Consider the following 16198-nt stretch of genomic DNA (forward strand, 5'->3'; position numbering starts at 1 on the left):
GACTCAAGACATGTTCAACGGTAAATCGATTTTCATCTCCGGCGGCACCGGCTCGTTCGGGCGCAACTTCATCCGCCGCTTGCTGGAGCAATATCAGCCCAAGCGCGTGGTGGTGTTTTCGCGCGATGAGCTCAAGCAGTACGAGATGCAGCAGACGTTCAACGCGCCGTGCATGCGTTATTTTCTCGGTGACGTGCGCGATGCGGACCGTCTGCGCCAAGCCATGCGCGGCATCGATTACGTGATCCATGCGGCGGCGTTGAAGCAGGTGCCGGCGGCCGAATACAACCCGACCGAATGCATCCGCACCAACGTCAACGGCGCGGAAAACATCATTGCGGCGGCCATCGACAATGGCGTGCAAAAGGTTGTGGCGCTGTCCACCGACAAAGCGGCCAGCCCGATCAATCTGTACGGCGCAACCAAGCTGCTGTCGGACAAACTGTTTGTTGCGGCCAACAACATTGCCGGCGAGCAGCACACGCGTTTCGCCGTGGTGCGCTATGGCAACGTCGCCGGTTCGCGCGGCTCGGTAGTGCCGTTCTTCAACAAGCTGATTGCTGAAGGCGCGACCGAGTTGCCGATCACCGACGAGCGCATGACGCGTTTCTGGATCACCCTCGATCACGGCGTGCAATTTGTGCTCGACAGCTTTGCGCGCATGCATGGCGGCGAAGTGTTCGTGCCGAAGATTCCGTCGATCCGCATCGTCGATCTGGCGCGCGGCATGGCCGGGCATTTGCCGCACAAGAATGTCGGCATTCGTCCGGGCGAGAAACTGCATGAATTGATGGTGCCGCTGGACGATGCACGGATGACCTTGGAGTTCGACGATCACTACACAATTCAGCCGTCGATTCGTTTCACCAGCGTCGACGTCGACTTTGCCGTGGATCAGCTCGGCGAACGTGGCCATCCGGTGGGCGAAGATTTCGAATACCGCTCCGACACCAATCCGCAGTTCCTCTCGGTGGGGCAGATCGCTGACCTGCACGCGGACCTTTCGGCATGATTCCCTACGGTCGGCAGAGCGTTGATCAGGCGGACATCGACGCCGTTGTCGAGGTGCTGCAGTCCGACTGGCTGACCCAAGGGCCGACCATCGAGCGCTTCGAACAGGCCATGGCCGAACGTTGCCAGGCGGCTTACGGTGTAGCGGTGTGCAACGCCACGGCGGCGCTGCACATTGCCTGTCTGGCGGCGGGCCTCGGGCCGGGTGATCGACTGTGGACCACGCCGAACACCTTTCTCGCGTCGGCCAATTGCGGGCGTTACTGCGGGGCCGATGTCGACTTCGTGGATATCGACCGGCTGACCTGGAACCTCGACGCTTTTGCGCTGGCGGCCAAGCTTGAACAGGCCGAGCGCGACGAAAAATTGCCGAAGGTCCTAGTGGCGGTGGCGTTCTCCGGGCAGAGCTGCGACATGCGCCAGATTGCCGAACTGGCGACGCGCTACAACTTCACTGTGATCGAAGATGCTTCGCACGCGGTGGGTGCGTCCTACGCGGGGCGTCCGGTCGGTTGCGGCGAATTCGCCGCGATGACGGTGTTCAGTTTCCACCCGGTGAAAATCATCACCAGTGGCGAGGGCGGCATGGTGTTGACCAATCGCCCGGAGCTGGCCGAGCGTCTGCAACGCCTGCGCAGCCACGGCATGACCCGCGACCCGCAGCAGATGAGCGAAGCCAGTCACGGCCCGTGGTACTACCAGCAGATCGAACTCGGTTTCAATTACCGGATCACCGATCTGCAAGCGGCGCTGGGGCTGTCGCAACTGAGCAAACTGGATGATTTCGTAGCGCGTCGCCGTGAACTGGCGGCGCGTTACGATCAACTGCTCGCCTACTTGCCACTGACCTTGCCCAGCCCGCAGCCGGAGGCCGAGTCGGCCTGGCATCTGTACGTGGTGCGCTTGCAGACTGAGCGCTGCAATCTCAGCCATCGTCAGGTGTTCGAAGGTTTGCGCGCGGCCGGGATCGGGGTGAATCTGCACTATATTCCCGTGCATCTGCAGCCGTACTATCGCGACCTGGGTTTTGCCGAGGGCGATTTCCCCGAGGCCGAACGTTATTACGCCGAGGCGATCAGCTTGCCGCTGTTCCCGCTGCTCAGCGAAGAACAACAGGACCATGTGGTCGAGCATCTGCGTCGGCTGCTGCTTGAGGAGTAGTTTTACGTGAGTTGTGTGGCGATCATTCCGGCGCGCGGTGGCAGCAAGCGCATCCCGCGCAAGAACCTCAAAGCGTTCGACGGCGTGCCGATGATCGTGCGTTCGATTCGCACGGCGCTGGCGTCGGGGTTGTTCGATCAGGTGGTGGTCAGCACCGATGATCAGGAGATCGCCGAGATCGCCCGCGCGCATGGCGCCGAGGTGCCGTTCATGCGTCCGGCGGAGTTGGCTGACGATTTCGCCGGCACTGCGGCGGTGATCGTGCATGCCTTGCAGCAACTGCCGGCCTTCGACTATGCCTGTTGTGTGTACGCCACCGCACCGTTGTTGCAGACGCGGTATCTGCGTCAGGGCTTTGAGTTGCTTGAGCAGCATGCAGACAAGTCGTTCGCGTTTTCGGTGTGCAGTTTCGGTTTTCCGGTGCAGCGCGCGCTGACTCTGGACGGGCAGGGCGCATTGACGCCGCTGTATCCGCAGTTTCGCGATACCCGCTCGCAGGATTTGCCTGAAGCCTTTCAGGATGCAGGCCAGTTCTACTGGGGACGCAGTGCGGCCTGGCTGAGTGGCGAGGTCATGTTTTCTTCGGCCAGTCTGCCAGTGATTCTGCCCCGGCATCTGGTGCAGGACATCGATACGCCCGAAGACTGGCAGCGTGCCGAATACCTGTACGCTGCGCTCAAGGCCGGTGGAGAGCTGCAATGAGAGTGCTGATCCGCGCCGACGCCTCGCCAACTATCGGCAGCGGCCACATCGCCCGTTGCCTGACGCTGGCGCGAGTGCTGCGCGCGCAGGGCAGTCATGTCGCATTTGCCTGCCGACGCTTGCCGGGGCATCGACTCGATTTCTTGCACGCTGAAGGTTTTCAGACTTTCGCGCTGCCCGAGTGCTACGCCGATGAAGACCCGCACCAGGCCATCGAAGCGATGCTGCCGTGGCAGGCGGATATCGACGCGTTGGCGGCACTGCTCGAAGGGCAGGCCGGGTTCGACTGGATCATCGCTGACCACTACGGTCTCGATCATCACTGGCAAACCGCCGCGCGCCGCTGGGCACCTCGGATTGCTGCGGTCGACGATCTGGCGACCCGGCGTTATAGCGTCGATCTGCTGCTCAATCAGAATCTGTCCGGCCTGCACGAAAACTATGCGCCGCTGCTGCCGGAACACTGCCAAACCCTGCTCGGCCCGCGTTACGCGATGCTGCGTGAAGAGTTCATCTGCCCGGCCATCGAGATCAAACCCAAGGCGACGCGCGTGCTGGTGAATTTCGGTGGCTTCGACGCTGCCATGCAGACTCATCACGCGATGCTCGCGCTGGCGGATTTCCCGGAGCTGGAAGTGGATTTTCTCGCCGGTGCCGACAACCCGGCATGGGCGCAGATGCAGACCCTTGCCGAGACGCGCCCACACTGGCGCCTGCACAGTTTTGTCAGCGATTTCTATCAGCGCATGACTCAAGCCGATGTGTTTATCGGCGCCGGCGGCGGCACCAGTTGGGAGCGTGCGGCGCTGGGTTTGCCGACGATCTGCATTGCGGTGTCGAACAACCAGCAGGCCAACGGCGAGATCATGGCGGCGGCGGGCGCGCATGTGTTCATGGGCGCGCGTGAGCAGGTCAGTGTCGAGCAACTGCGACTGGCGATCGGTTTTGTCGCCGACAACTATTATTTGCGCCAGAGCCTGGCCGAGCGTTCGCGGCAACTGGTGGATGGGCGCGGTGCGCGGCGGGTGGCGGCGGCATTGGCTGACGCGGTGCTCAACGTGCGCCCGGCAACGCAGGATGGCCAATCGAGCCTCATTTAATGTATTTCGCCAGGCCGGGTTGATCCTCGGCGCTGGCGGGTTTACCCGAGTTTTCAAGGAACACCGCACATGAGCAGTTTCAAGATTGGCCACCGTCTGATCGGTGCCGACGCGCCGCCCTTCATCATTGCCGAGATGAGCGGCAACCATAACCAGTCGCTGGACGTGGCGCTGCAGATCGTCGAAGCGGCGGCCAAGGCCGGCGCGCATGCCTTGAAGTTGCAAACCTATACCGCCGAAACCATGACTCTGGATCTGACTGAGGGCGAATTCTTCATCAAGGATCCGGGAAGTCTGTGGGCCGGCACATCGCTGTATGACTTGTATGAAAAGGCCCACACGCCTTGGGAATGGCACGCACCGATCTTCGCCCGGGCGAAAGAACTGGGGATGCTCGCGTTTTCGACGCCATTCGATGACACGGCGGTGGATTTTCTCGAAAGCCTGGATGTGCCGGCCTACAAGATCGCCAGTTTTGAAAACACTGATCTGCCGTTGATCCGCCGCGTGGCCGCCACCGGCAAACCACTGATCATCTCCACCGGCATGGCCAGCATCGCTGAACTCGACGAGACCGTACGCGCGGCGCGTGAGGCGGGGTGCAAGGATCTGGTGTTGCTCAAGTGCACCAGCACTTATCCGGCTACGCCCGCCAACAGCAACGTGCGCACCATCCCGCATCTGCGCGAGTTGTTTGGCTGTGAAGTCGGGCTGTCCGATCACTCGATGGGGGTTGGCGTATCGGTGGCCGCTGTGGCGCTGGGTGCGACCGTGGTGGAAAAACACTTCACGCTGGACCGCGCGGCGGGTGGCGTGGACGCCAGCTTCTCGCTCGAGCCGGCCGAAATGGCCTGCCTGGTGCTGGAAACCGAACGCGCCTGGCAGGCCATGGGCCAGGTGCAATACGGCCCGACCGAGGCCGAACTGAAGTCGGTGGTTTACCGTCGTTCGCTGTACGTCACCGCTGATATGGTCGCCGGTGAATCCTTTAGCCGGGACAATCTGCGCGCCATTCGCCCAGGTAGCGGCTTGCCGCCCAAGCACACCGAAGCCATTCTCGGGCGCCGCGCTCGCGCGCCGATCAAACGCGGCACGCCGCTGGACTGGTCACTGATCGAATAAGCCGATCTGCACCGATTCGGCAAAATAGCGTGACCTGTGAGTCATAACGCGCATCTTCACTGTATTGTATTGACCGGGGAGATGGCGCCTGACCCGTTATCGGTTGCAGTGATAGCCCTTTGCGCTCCCCGTGGCTGCCCGTTGTGGCGGCTTTTGTCTGTCTGTCGGCGCCCCTCGAATCCTTGCGAGCGGTGGTATTGGGCTGTTTATTATTGGGAAGCCGTAATGATTGGCATAAAAAGCATTGCGAGCTACGTTCCTGTAGCCGGCGTGGACAATTACGCACAAGGTGCAAAATTCGAGAAGGATGAAGATTTCATCCTCGGCAAGATCGGTTCAGCCTTTCTGCCACGCAAAGACGCTGATCAGGAAACCTCCGATCTGTGTGTTGAAGCAGCCAATGCGCTGTTCGCCAGCAACCCTGCGCTGAAACGTGAAGCGATTGACGCGCTGATCGTGGTCACCCAGAACGGTGACGAAGAAGGTCTGCCGCACACCGCAGCCATCGTCCAGGACAAGCTCGGCCTGCCGACCACGGTCGCGGCGTTCGATATTTCCCTGGGCTGCTCCGGTTACGTCTACGGCATCTACGCGATCAAGGGTTTCATGGAAGCCGCCGGCCTGAAAAACGGTCTGCTGATCACCGCTGACCCGTATTCGAAGATCGTCGACCCGGAAGATCGCAACACCACCATGCTCTTCGGCGATGCCGCCACCGCGACCTGGATGGGCGAAGATCCGCTCTGGGCCTTGGGCAAAGCCAAGTTCGGCACCGACGGTGCCGGCGCACCGCACTTGAAGGTGACCGATGGCGTGTTCTTCATGAACGGTCGTCAGGTGTTCAACTTCGCGCTGCTCAAAGTCCCGGCGCACTTGCATGAGTTGCTCGACGACTCCGGTCTGAAGTCCGATGACATCGATGCGTTCTGCATCCACCAGGGCAGTGCGGCGATCGTCGATGCCGTGGCGCGACGCTTCGAAGGCGAGCCGGAGAAGTTCATCAAGGACATGGTCGAGACCGGCAACACCGTGTCGTCGAGCATTCCGTTGCTGCTGGAAAAACATGCGCTCGACTCGCAATGGCAGCGCGTGGCGATCAGCGGTTTCGGCGTTGGCCTGTCGTGGGGCTCGGCGATCATCTATCGTCCTTGAGTCTGGTCAAAAACGGCGGATACAAAAATAGCGTTCAAGGTTAACCTTGAACGCTATTTTTTTTGCCTGAAACGGAGCGCAAGGCGCCATGAGCGAGTTTTTCCAAGCCAACGCCCAGGTGATCCAGCAACGCTGGCCGGCGGTGTTTGCACGATTGGTGGCTGAGGACGCGTCGGCCATTCAAGCCGAACTGGTGCAAGGCCAGGGCTCTACGCTGAGCGTGGACGGGATTCAACTGACCAGTCGCCACGACCGGATCCACGAGGCCCGGGTCCAGGCGGCCAGCCTGCCGGAAAAGCCCCGGGTGCACATCTACGGCACCGGCCTTGGCGACCTGCCGTCGGTGTTGCTCGAGCGCGCCGCACTGGAGCGGTTGTACGTGCACATCCTCAACGGCGCCTTGTTTGCGTTGGTTCTGCAGTTGCTCGACCAGCGGCCATGGCTTGAAGACCCCAGAGTGGAGCTGATGTATGCCGGCGATCATGCGGATATCTACACGCCGTTTTTTGCGCTGCCCGCCGAAATGCTCCTGGCCGATGACTTCAGCGCGAAGATTCGTGATCGGCTGGTCAATGAGGTTCACCTGAGTTTCAACAATCGCGAGTTCGATCCGCAATTGCCGGCGATTCAGCAGCGCTTGCGCGATAGCCTGGAGGTGCTGCTTGGCGATGATGACGTGGCGCAACTGTTTGGCACCTGCAGCGGCCGCGAAATCTATGTGATCGGCACCGGGCCGAGTCTGGAAGGGCATTTTGAACGGCTGGCGTCGGTGCGCGGTCAGGTCGACCGTCCGCTGTTCATTTGTGTCGACACGGCCTATCGGCCTTTGCGCAAGCACGGGATCATCCCCGATCTGGTGGTGACGATCGATCAGTTGATCAGCTTTCGGCACCTGCCTTTCGAGGAGTCCGACGGCATCCCGCTGGTGTACCTGCCCATGAGCTCACCGCAGGTGTTGAAGGCCTGGAGGGGCAAGCGCTATGGCGCTTATACCGCCAGCCCTGTCTACGCCACGTTGCGTGATCAGCACCCTCGGGCCGAATTGCATGCGGGTGGCAGTGTGATTCACCCCGCCGTGGACCTGGCCGTGAAAATGGGCGGCACGCGCATCACCCTGTTCGGCGCCGACTTTGCCTTCCCGATGAACAAGACGCATGCCGGATGGAACGATGGCGATCTGGGGCCAGCCCTGGAGCAGGCTCGGCACTGGGTCCGTGACGGCAATGGCGAACGGGTCAGGACGCAGTTGAACTTTCGTGGCTACCTGTGCGTGCTGGAGCGTTACATCGCGCTGCATCCAGAGGTCAGCTTCCTTAACAGCAGTCGGGTAGGGGCGATGATCGTGGGCACGCAATTCAATCCGGAGTTTGTGCAATGAGTGCGCAGGTGGATTGCATCAGCGCATGCCGGCAATGCGCCGGATTGTTTCGTTTGGGGCGTGATGTCGAAGCGGCGCTGACCATGGTCGACGTATTCGACGAGGCGCAGCGGTTTTTTTCACTCGCCTCTGAGGAGGTTCAGCAGTCGTGGGCACAGGTGCTGACACACATATTGGCGTGTCAGGAACGCCAGGATTGGTTGGGGCTTGCCGATTTCGTCGAGTATGAACTGATTGAATTGCTCGACAGCGCGCAGCGCTGAAGGGGGATCGACGGCTCTGGCACAAGGGTTGGTGGTACGGACAGTTTTATGGCGTCATTTTTTTCGTGGGTGGAGCGCCCTAAGCCGTTGTTTTTTTGGGAGTGGCAGGGTGATGGCAATATTTTTTCAAAAAGCCCTCAAGCAACCTGCAAACCCGACGATAACTATTACGAAGGTTCTCTAGGCCATACCCGGCGGTTGCCAGGGCCGGAAGCCGCAGTACCCAACCAACGAGGAATTCGTCATGGCTTTAACAGTAAACACCAACACTACGTCGTTGAACGTTCAGAAAAACCTGAACAAAGCTTCCGACGCTCTGTCGACTTCGATGCAGCGCCTGTCTTCCGGCCTGAAAATCAACAGCGCTAAAGACGACGCCGCTGGCCTGCAGATCGCTACCCGCATGACTTCCCAGATCCGTGGTGGCAACCAGGCGATCCAGAACGCCAACGACGGTATCTCCGTTGCTCAGACCGCTGAAGGCGCTCTGCAAGCTTCGACCGACATTCTGCAGCGTATGCGTGAACTGGCTGTTAAAGCCCGTACCGGTACCAACGGCAGCATCGACCAGAAAGCAACGAACGACGAATTCGCTCAGTTGTCCGACGAGATCACCCGTATCTCGGCTTCGACCAACCTGAACGGCAAAAACCTGCTGGACGGTTCGGCTGGTACTGTGACCCTGCAAGTGGGCGCAAACACCGGTTCGGCTAACCACATCGACCTGGTACTGAGCTCCAAGTTCGACGCCGTCAGCCTGAACGTAGGTAGCGGTACTGTAGTTCTGACCGGTGCAAGCGTATCGGGCGCTGCTGTCAACATCGACAACGCAATCACCGCGATCGACGCTGCAATTGCCACGATCAACAGCACTCGTTCGAGCCTGGGTGCTTCGCAAAACCGTCTGACCAGCACCATCTCCAACCTGCAGAACATCGTGGAAAACACCACTGCAGCACAAGGTCGCGTACAAGATACCGACTTCGCCGCTGAGACTGCTAACCTGACCAAGCAGCAAACCCTGCAACAGGCTTCGACCTCCGTACTGGCTCAAGCCAACCAACTGCCTTCCGCTGTACTGAAGCTGCTTCAGTAATTTCGGAATAAGTTTTAGCGGGGGAGTGCGCTTGTCGTGCTCTCTCGCTTTTTACGTTCAGAGGTGATGAGCATGGACATGAGCGTCAAGCTTAACGTGGCTTATCCGGCGCCCAAGCCAGCCAACATCGTCGCTGACAAACAGCCAGAGACGAAGCCTCAGGTCGTCGCTGTGGTCGCTGCTCCCGAAAAGAGCGGTGATTCGGATGAGACCAAGCTGAAACTGGCGGTGCAGGAGATCGAAAAGTTTGTACAGTCGATCAAGCGCAACCTGGAGTTCTCGATTGACGAGCATTCTGGAAAGGTCATCGTCAAGGTGATCGCGAGCGAAACGGGTGAGGTTGTACGACAGATCCCTTCCGCAGAAGCCCTCAAGCTGGCTGAAAGTCTGAGCAATGCGAGTCATGTATTGTTCGACGCTAAAGTCTGATAGCTGGCATGAATAGTGTTTGAAGTGCTTTAGGCGCTGGCAAAGGTCAAAAGACTGGCAACATCATGAAAGGAGATGCACATGGCAAGTCCAATTCTACCCGGCTCCGGCCTGGGTTCCGGCCTGGACATCGGCGCAATCGTGACCGCACTGGTCAATGCTGACAAAGCGCCGAAACAGACGCAGATCGACACCCAGACGAAGAACAATTCTCTGAAGATTTCCGGTGTCGGTTCGTTGAAGAGTGCGTTGACCGCATTCCAGACCGCCATGACCAACCTGGGCAGCAAGACCGCGCCTGCGTTTGCCGGTTTCTCGGCGACTTCAGGTACGCCTTCGGTGCTTACCGCGACGAGTGATAACACTGCAGTTGCCGGCACTTACAATGTTTTCGTCTCGTCCTTGGCCACCGGCTCGAAAGTAGCCAGCGCAGCCTTCGCCGGCGGTGCAGCCAGTGCCATTCCGAGTGGTACTCTGAAAATCACTCAAAATGGTATTGATATCCCGGTCACGATTCCGGCCAACGCGACGTTGCAGAGCACGCGCGACGCTATCAACGCCTCGGCGGGTCCTGCCGGTATTTCCGCCAATATCGTGACTGACAGCAGCGGTGCTTCGCGTCTGGTCGTCAGTTCGAACAAGACTGGCGCAGGTACAGATCTCAAACTCAGCGGCATCGCCGGCCTGGAGATCGATGGCACTCAGGAAATGGGCGCTACACCGACGGCGGGCAGTTCCGGTTCGATCAACGGTCTGGCCAAGGATGCGAGCCTGACCATCGACGGTCTGCCGGTGACCAGCAAGACCAATACCGTGACGGGTGCAGTCAGCGGCCTGACCCTGAATCTGGTGACCACCACTGCGCCAGGCACAGCTGTGACGGTGGGCGTCGAGCCCAACACCAAAGGTCTGCAGACCTCGATTCAATCCTTCGTTGATGCGTACAACACACTCAAGAAAACCATTGATACCTTGTCCAAAGCGACGCCGGACGAGGATGGCAAGCTGACCGTGCAGGCTGCGTTCACTGGCGATTCGATGACGCGCAAGCTGATGAGCGACATCCGCGCAGAACTGACCAATAACACGACGGGTGGCCCAGTAGGCGTTTTGTCGCAAATTGGTGTAATGACCGACCAGAACACGGGCGAGCTGAAGTTCGACGCAGCCGCGTTTACCAAAAGCATGGCTACGCCCGGCACCACTGGTCAGATACAGCAACTGTTCGCGGGCACCAACGACACCAATGGCCTGTTGTCGCGTATGAGCAAGTCGCTCGACCCGTATCTCAAGCCCGCCAGTATCACATCCAAAGGTATGCTTGATCAGCGCCTTGCTGATCTGACCGCGAACGGCAAGAAGATTGCCAATCAGCAGGAGGCACTCGATATTCGTGTCGCCAACCTGACCAAGACCCTGACGGCCAAATACAACGCCATGGACTTGCTGGTTGGGCAGATGAAAGCGACGGCGAGCAACATTACCTCGTTCTTCGCGTCGTTGAACGCGCAGCAATCCGCGAAGTAAATCTCGAACGACAAAAACCCGGCTGCGCTTTCAGAGGCGCGCCGGGTTTTTGTCTTTTGCGCTAAAGTTTTTTGGCTCGATGGCGATACACTGGTCATACGAGTCATTGTGGCAATGAGGTAGACCATGAACCCAATGTTAGCGCTGCGGCAATATCAGAAGATCGGCGCACACGCTCAGACCTCCGAAGCGAGCCCGCACCGTCTGGTCCAGATGCTCATGGAAGGTGGCCTGGATCGCATCGCTCAGGCCAAAGGCGCCATCGAGCGAAAAGACGTACCGGCCAAATGCACGTCGATCAGCAAGGCCATTGGCATTGTCAGCGGGCTGCGTGAAGGCCTGGATCTGGACAACTGCGCGGATACGCTGAGTGATCTGGACAGTCTGTACATCTACATGATGAAGCGTCTGGCTGAAGCGAACATCGCCAGCGACCCGCGCATTCTCGATGAAGTTGCCGGTTTGCTGCGCACGGTCAAAGAAGGCTGGGACGCCATCGCGCCTACGCCAGCTCCTCAGTTCTAAGGAGATCACCATGAGTCTTGTATTGCAGCGAATCGAAGACACCCGGCAAGCGCTGATCGGTGCCCTGGCCGACCGCAACTGGGAAGTCATCGGCCAATTGGATCTCGATTGCCGTTCCTGCATGGAAGACGTCTTGAGTGAGGCTGCGCTGGATGAGGTGGCGTTGCGCGACAATCTTGAGGAGTTGCTGCACGTCTACAAGCAACTGCTTGACGCTGCCATGGGTGAGCGTCAGGCAATTGCCGATGAGATGTCGCAGATCACCCAAGCGCAGAATGCGGCAAAGGTTTACCATCTGTTTGGTTAATTAACCCTCAGTTAATCCAGACACGTGCGCCATAAATTTGACTGTGCACGGTTTTTTGACTTAACTAGTGGCTGATTACAGATTTCGGGCGTCTACAGGCACATGGTGTCCTGCAAGCGTCTCGCTTGCCCCTTATTTTCGGGCATTGAGTTGACTAGGGAAGTTGCTATTGCATGTGGCGTGAAACCAAAATTCTGCTGATCGATGACGATAGCGTCCGCCGCCGCGACCTGGCGGTGATTTTAAATTTTCTTGGCGAAGAAAATTTACCCTGCGGTAGCCATGACTGGCAGCAGGCAGTCGGCTCTTTGTCATCAAGTCGTGAAGTCATTTGTGTATTGATCGGGACGGTCAATGCTCCAGGTGCACTTTTGGGCTTGTTAAAGACACTCTCAACCTGGGATGAGTTCCTTCCGGTTTTGTTGATGGGCGACAATTCTTCCGTCGACCTGCCTGACGACCAGCGCCGCCGCGTGCTTTCTACCCTCGAAATGCCGCCCAGCTACAGCAAATTGCTCGACTCCCTGCACCGTGCCCAGGTCTATCGCGAGATGTATGACCAGGCCCGTGAGCGCGGTCGTCATCGCGAACCCAATCTGTTTCGCAGCCTCGTCGGCACCAGCCGCGCGATCCAGCACGTGCGCCAGATGATGCAGCAAGTGGCCGACACCGACGCCAGCGTGCTGATCCTCGGCGAGTCTGGCACCGGCAAGGAAGTGGTCGCACGCAACCTGCATTACCATTCCAAGCGCCGCGACGCGCCGTTCGTGCCAGTCAACTGCGGGGCGATCCCGGCCGAGTTGCTGGAAAGCGAATTGTTCGGCCACGAGAAGGGCGCTTTCACCGGCGCGATCACCAGCCGTGCGGGCCGCTTCGAGCTGGCCAACGGCGGCACGTTGTTCCTCGACGAAATCGGCGACATGCCGTTGCCAATGCAGGTCAAACTGCTGCGCGTGTTGCAGGAGCGCACCTTCGAGCGCGTGGGCAGCAACAAGACCCAAAGTGTCGACGTGCGCATCATCGCCGCGACTCACAAGAACCTCGAAAGCATGATCGAGATCGGCACCTTCCGCGAAGATTTGTACTATCGCCTGAACGTGTTCCCGATCGAGATGGCGCCGCTGCGTGAGCGCGTCGAAGATATTCCGTTGCTGATGAACGAATTGATCTCGCGCATGGAGCACGAGAAGCGCGGTTCGATCCGCTTCAACTCGGCTGCGATCATGTCGCTGTGCCGTCACGGCTGGCCGGGCAACGTCCGTGAGCTGGCCAACCTGGTGGAACGCATGGCGATCATGCATCCGTACGGGGTGATCGGTGTGGTCGAGTTGCCGAAGAAATTCCGCTACGTCGATGACGAGGACGAGCAACTGGTCGACAGCCTGCGCAGTGATCTTGAAGAACGCGTAGCGATCAACGGCCATACGCCGGACTTCTCCGCCAACGCCATGTTGCCGCCGGAAGGTCTGGACTTGAAAGATTACCTCGGTGGTCTGGAGCAGGGCCTGATCCAGCAAGCGCTCGACGATGCCAATGGCATTGTGGCGCGCGCCGCTGAACGGCTGCGCATTCGCCGCACTACGCTGGTGGAAAAGATGCGCAAGTACGGCATGAGCCGGCGCGACGGAGACGAACAGGCGGAGGATTGACGCCTGTTTTTCAACTGCTTCATTTATAAGCAGTTTTTTTTAGGCACGGGTATTGCTATAGCCCTCGCAACGTTCCGTTTAACTGACGGTCAGCCAAGCGAGTGAGCACAATGCCCCAAGCCTCCCAGATGTCTCCAGTTGCCGACTCTTCGGCGCAGCTGCCGTGCGCAGAACAGGCGAGCCGTCAGGGACTTGAGCAGGCCTTCGCGCTGTTCAATCAGATGTCCAGCCAGTTGACCGACTCCTACAGCATGCTTGAAGCACGGGTGACCGAGCTCAAGGGCGAGCTGGCTGTGGTCAGTGCCCAGCGCATGCAAGAGCTGGCGGAAAAAGAACGCCTGGCCAACCGTCTGCAAAACCTCCTCGATCTGTTGCCTGGTGGCGTTATCGTCATCGATGGGCACGGTGTCGTCTGCGAAGCCAACCCGACCGCCACCGAACTGCTGGGTTTGCCGCTGGAAGGCGAGTTGTGGCGTCACGTGATTGCTCGCTGCTTCGCGCCGCGTGAAGACGACGGCCACGAAATCTCTCTGAAGAACGGTCGACGCCTGTCGATTGCCACGCGCTCGCTGGATGCCGAGCCGGGGCAGTTGGTGCTGCTCAACGACCTGACTGAAACCCGTCATCTGCAAGATCAACTGGCGCGCCACGAACGTCTATCGTCGTTGGGGCGCATGGTCGCTTCGCTGGCGCATCAGATCCGCACGCCGCTGTCCGCCGCGTTGCTCTACGCCAGTCATTTGACCGAGCAGGAACTGCCGGTCGCCACGCAGCAGCGCTTTGCCGGGCGGCTCAAGGAGCGACTGCACGAGCTGGAGCATCAAGTGCGCGACATGCTGGTGTTCGCTCGCGGCGAGTTGCCAATGACCGACCGCATCACACCGACTGCTTTGATGCAGGCGTTGCAGTCTGCGGCGTCGACCCACGTCCAGGACCTGCCAATCCGCTGGCAGTGCGACAGCCATGCCGGCGAGTTGCTGTGCAATCGCGACACGCTGGTCGGGGCGATTCTCAATCTGATCGAAAACGCGATTCAGGCCAGCGCCGGTGCAGTGCGCCTGAAAGTGCATTGCTACACCCGCGACAACACTCTGCGTCTGAGCGTGAGTGACAGCGGCAGCGGTATCGATCCAGTGGTGCTGGCGCGCCTCGGTGAGCCGTTTTTCACCACCAAAGTCACCGGCACCGGCCTCGGGCTGACCGTGGTCAAAGCGGTGGCGCGTGCCCATCAGGGAGAATTGCAGCTGCGCTCGCGGGTCGGGCGCGGCACCTGCGCGCAGGTGATCCTGCCGCTGTTTTGCGCTGTACACGGAGCTGAGTAAAAAATATGGGCATCAAGGTTTTGCTGGTCGAGGATGACCGCGCGCTGCGTGAAGCACTGGCGGATACGCTGCTGCTCGCCGGCCATGACTACCACGCGGTCGGTTCGGCCGAAGAGGCACTGAAAGCCGTGGAGCGTGAGCCGTTCAGTCTGGTGCTCAGCGACGTCAACATGCCGGGCATGGATGGCCATCAGTTGCTGTGCCTGTTGCGCGCACGTCAGCCGCAATTGCCGGTGCTGTTGATGACCGCGCACGGCGCAGTCGAGCGCGCGGTCGATGCGATGCGCCAAGGCGCGGCGGATTATCTGGTCAAGCCATTCGAACCCAAGGCGCTGCTGGATCTGGTGGCGCGGCATGCGTTGGGCAGCATCGGTGCGATTGAAGGCGAAGGCCCGATTGCGGTCGAACCTGCGTCAGCACAGTTACTCGAATTGGCCGCGCGCGTGGCACGCAGTGATTCCACGGTTTTGATCTCCGGCGAATCCGGCACCGGCAAAGAAGTGCTGGCGCGCTACATCCATCAGCAATCCCGTCGCGCCACGCAGCCCTTCATTGCGATCAACTGCGCAGCGATTCCCGACAACATGCTCGAAGCGACGTTGTTCGGTCACGAAAAAGGTTCGTTCACCGGCGCCATCGCGGCGCAGGCGGGCAAGTTCGAACAGGCCGACGGCGGCACGCTGCTGCTCGATGAAATTTCCGAGATGCCGCTGGGCCTGCAGGCCAAGTTGCTGCGGGTGCTGCAAGAGCGCGAAGTCGAGCGCGTCGGCGCGCGCAAGCCGATCAGCCTCGACATCCGCGTGGTCGCGACCACCAACCGTGATTTGGCCGGTGAAGTGGCGGCGGGGCGCTTTCGTGAAGATCTTTTTTACCGTCTGTCGGTATTTCCCCTGGCCTGGCGTCCACTTCGCGAAAGAACTGCCGATATCCTGCCGCTGGCTGAAAGGCTGTTGGCCAAACACGTCAATAAAATGAAGCACGCAGCGGCGAAACTTTCGCCTGAGGCGTGCGCGTGCCTGACCGGATATCCGTGGCCGGGCAATGTGCGGGAACTGGACAACGCGATTCAGCGCGCGCTGATCTTGCAGCAGGGCGGGTTGATCCAGCCGCAGGATTTCTGTCTTGCCGGTGCGGTGACATTTGCGGCATTGCCGATGACGGCAGCTGCGCAACCGGTGGTTCGCGAGATCGAAATCGAGTCCGATGCGCCCGGCGCGCTGGGCGATGACCTGCGTCGGCATGAGTTTCAAATGATCATCGACACCCTGCGCGCCGAGCGTGGCCGGCGCAAAGAGGCGGCGGAAAAACTCGGAATCAGCCCACGCACGCTGCGCTACAAACTGGCGCAAATGCGTGATGCGGGGATGGATGTCGAGGCGTATCTGTTCGCCATCTGAATCACTGCGAAACGTTTGAGCGGTATTTCTGAAAGCGCCGGCCGAGAGCTGGCACCC

General features: G+C 59.7%; 15 protein-coding genes and 1 pseudogene. All 16 read left to right on the forward strand.

Annotated features, from left to right (window positions below; all coding sequences use genetic code 11):
* Window positions 1-10: 10 nt before the first annotated feature.
* The 16 genes and pseudogenes from pseB to ACP7EE_RS15685 all read left to right on the forward strand — a co-directional run bounded on the left by pseB (window position 11) and on the right by ACP7EE_RS15685 (window position 16141).
* Window positions 11-1012: a UDP-N-acetylglucosamine 4,6-dehydratase (inverting) gene (pseB, locus tag ACP7EE_RS15610; RefSeq protein WP_426235105.1), complete on the forward strand. Its 1002-nt coding sequence runs from the start codon at window positions 11-13 to the stop codon at window positions 1010-1012.
* A complete protein-coding gene (gene pseC / locus ACP7EE_RS15615; RefSeq protein ID WP_426235106.1) occupies window positions 1009-2172 on the forward strand; it encodes a UDP-4-amino-4,6-dideoxy-N-acetyl-beta-L-altrosamine transaminase in 1164 nt (387 codons plus the stop codon). Before pseB ends, pseC begins: the two co-directional genes overlap by 4 nt.
* Window positions 2173-2178: 6 nt before the next feature.
* Window positions 2179-2874: a pseudaminic acid cytidylyltransferase gene (pseF, locus tag ACP7EE_RS15620; protein ID WP_426235107.1), complete on the forward strand. Its 696-nt coding sequence runs from the start codon at window positions 2179-2181 to the stop codon at window positions 2872-2874.
* A pseudogene (gene pseG, locus ACP7EE_RS15625) lies at window positions 2871-3953 on the forward strand (UDP-2,4-diacetamido-2,4,6-trideoxy-beta-L-altropyranose hydrolase); the annotation flags it as partial. The gene pseF and the pseudogene pseG, both read left to right, overlap by 4 nt.
* A 90-nt stretch (window positions 3954-4043) precedes the next feature.
* Window positions 4044-5096: a pseudaminic acid synthase gene (pseI, locus tag ACP7EE_RS15630; RefSeq protein ID WP_426235108.1), complete on the forward strand. Its 1053-nt coding sequence runs from the start codon at window positions 4044-4046 to the stop codon at window positions 5094-5096.
* A 225-nt stretch (window positions 5097-5321) separates the two neighbouring features.
* Complete coding sequence (locus ACP7EE_RS15635; protein ID WP_420647960.1) at window positions 5322-6248, forward strand: ketoacyl-ACP synthase III; 927 nt, start codon at window positions 5322-5324, stop codon at window positions 6246-6248.
* Between the two features lie 88 nt (window positions 6249-6336).
* On the forward strand, window positions 6337-7626 hold the full coding sequence (locus ACP7EE_RS15640; protein ID WP_426235109.1) for a motility associated factor glycosyltransferase family protein: 1290 nt from the start codon (window positions 6337-6339) through the stop codon (window positions 7624-7626).
* A complete protein-coding gene (locus tag ACP7EE_RS15645) occupies window positions 7623-7889 on the forward strand; it encodes a hypothetical protein (RefSeq protein ID WP_426204927.1) in 267 nt (88 codons plus the stop codon). Before ACP7EE_RS15640 ends, ACP7EE_RS15645 begins: the two co-directional genes overlap by 4 nt.
* A 244-nt stretch (window positions 7890-8133) precedes the next feature.
* On the forward strand, window positions 8134-8985 hold the full coding sequence (locus tag ACP7EE_RS15650) for a flagellin domain-containing protein (protein WP_426204929.1): 852 nt from the start codon (window positions 8134-8136) through the stop codon (window positions 8983-8985).
* 72 nt (window positions 8986-9057) lie between these two features.
* The gene (locus ACP7EE_RS15655; RefSeq protein ID WP_420647964.1) at window positions 9058-9414 is read left to right on the forward strand and encodes a flagellar protein FlaG; all 357 of its coding nucleotides are present in this window, start codon (window positions 9058-9060) and stop codon (window positions 9412-9414) included.
* Between the two features lie 81 nt (window positions 9415-9495).
* Window positions 9496-10941, forward strand: coding sequence for a flagellar filament capping protein FliD (gene fliD / locus ACP7EE_RS15660; protein WP_426235110.1), 1446 nt, complete (start codon window positions 9496-9498; stop codon window positions 10939-10941).
* 126 nt (window positions 10942-11067) lie between these two features.
* A complete protein-coding gene (gene fliS / locus ACP7EE_RS15665; protein WP_420647966.1) occupies window positions 11068-11466 on the forward strand; it encodes a flagellar export chaperone FliS in 399 nt (132 codons plus the stop codon).
* A 10-nt stretch (window positions 11467-11476) separates the two neighbouring features.
* Complete coding sequence (locus ACP7EE_RS15670) at window positions 11477-11773, forward strand: flagellar protein FliT (RefSeq protein WP_420647967.1); 297 nt, start codon at window positions 11477-11479, stop codon at window positions 11771-11773.
* A gap of 173 nt (window positions 11774-11946) precedes the next feature.
* Window positions 11947-13422 carry a sigma-54 dependent transcriptional regulator gene (locus ACP7EE_RS15675; protein ID WP_420647968.1) on the forward strand — a complete coding sequence of 492 codons (1476 nt, stop codon included), beginning with the start codon at window positions 11947-11949 and terminating at the stop codon, window positions 13420-13422.
* 110 nt (window positions 13423-13532) lie between these two features.
* Window positions 13533-14744, forward strand: coding sequence for a sensor histidine kinase (locus tag ACP7EE_RS15680; RefSeq protein WP_426204936.1), 1212 nt, complete (start codon window positions 13533-13535; stop codon window positions 14742-14744).
* A 5-nt stretch (window positions 14745-14749) separates the two neighbouring features.
* Window positions 14750-16141 carry a sigma-54-dependent transcriptional regulator gene (locus ACP7EE_RS15685; protein ID WP_426235111.1) on the forward strand — a complete coding sequence of 464 codons (1392 nt, stop codon included), beginning with the start codon at window positions 14750-14752 and terminating at the stop codon, window positions 16139-16141.
* Window positions 16142-16198: the final 57 nt, after the last annotated feature.

Origin of the sequence: Pseudomonas sp. TWP3-2 (genome assembly GCF_049897765.1) — a bacterium.
Taxonomy (GTDB): Bacteria; Pseudomonadota; Gammaproteobacteria; order Pseudomonadales; family Pseudomonadaceae; genus Aquipseudomonas.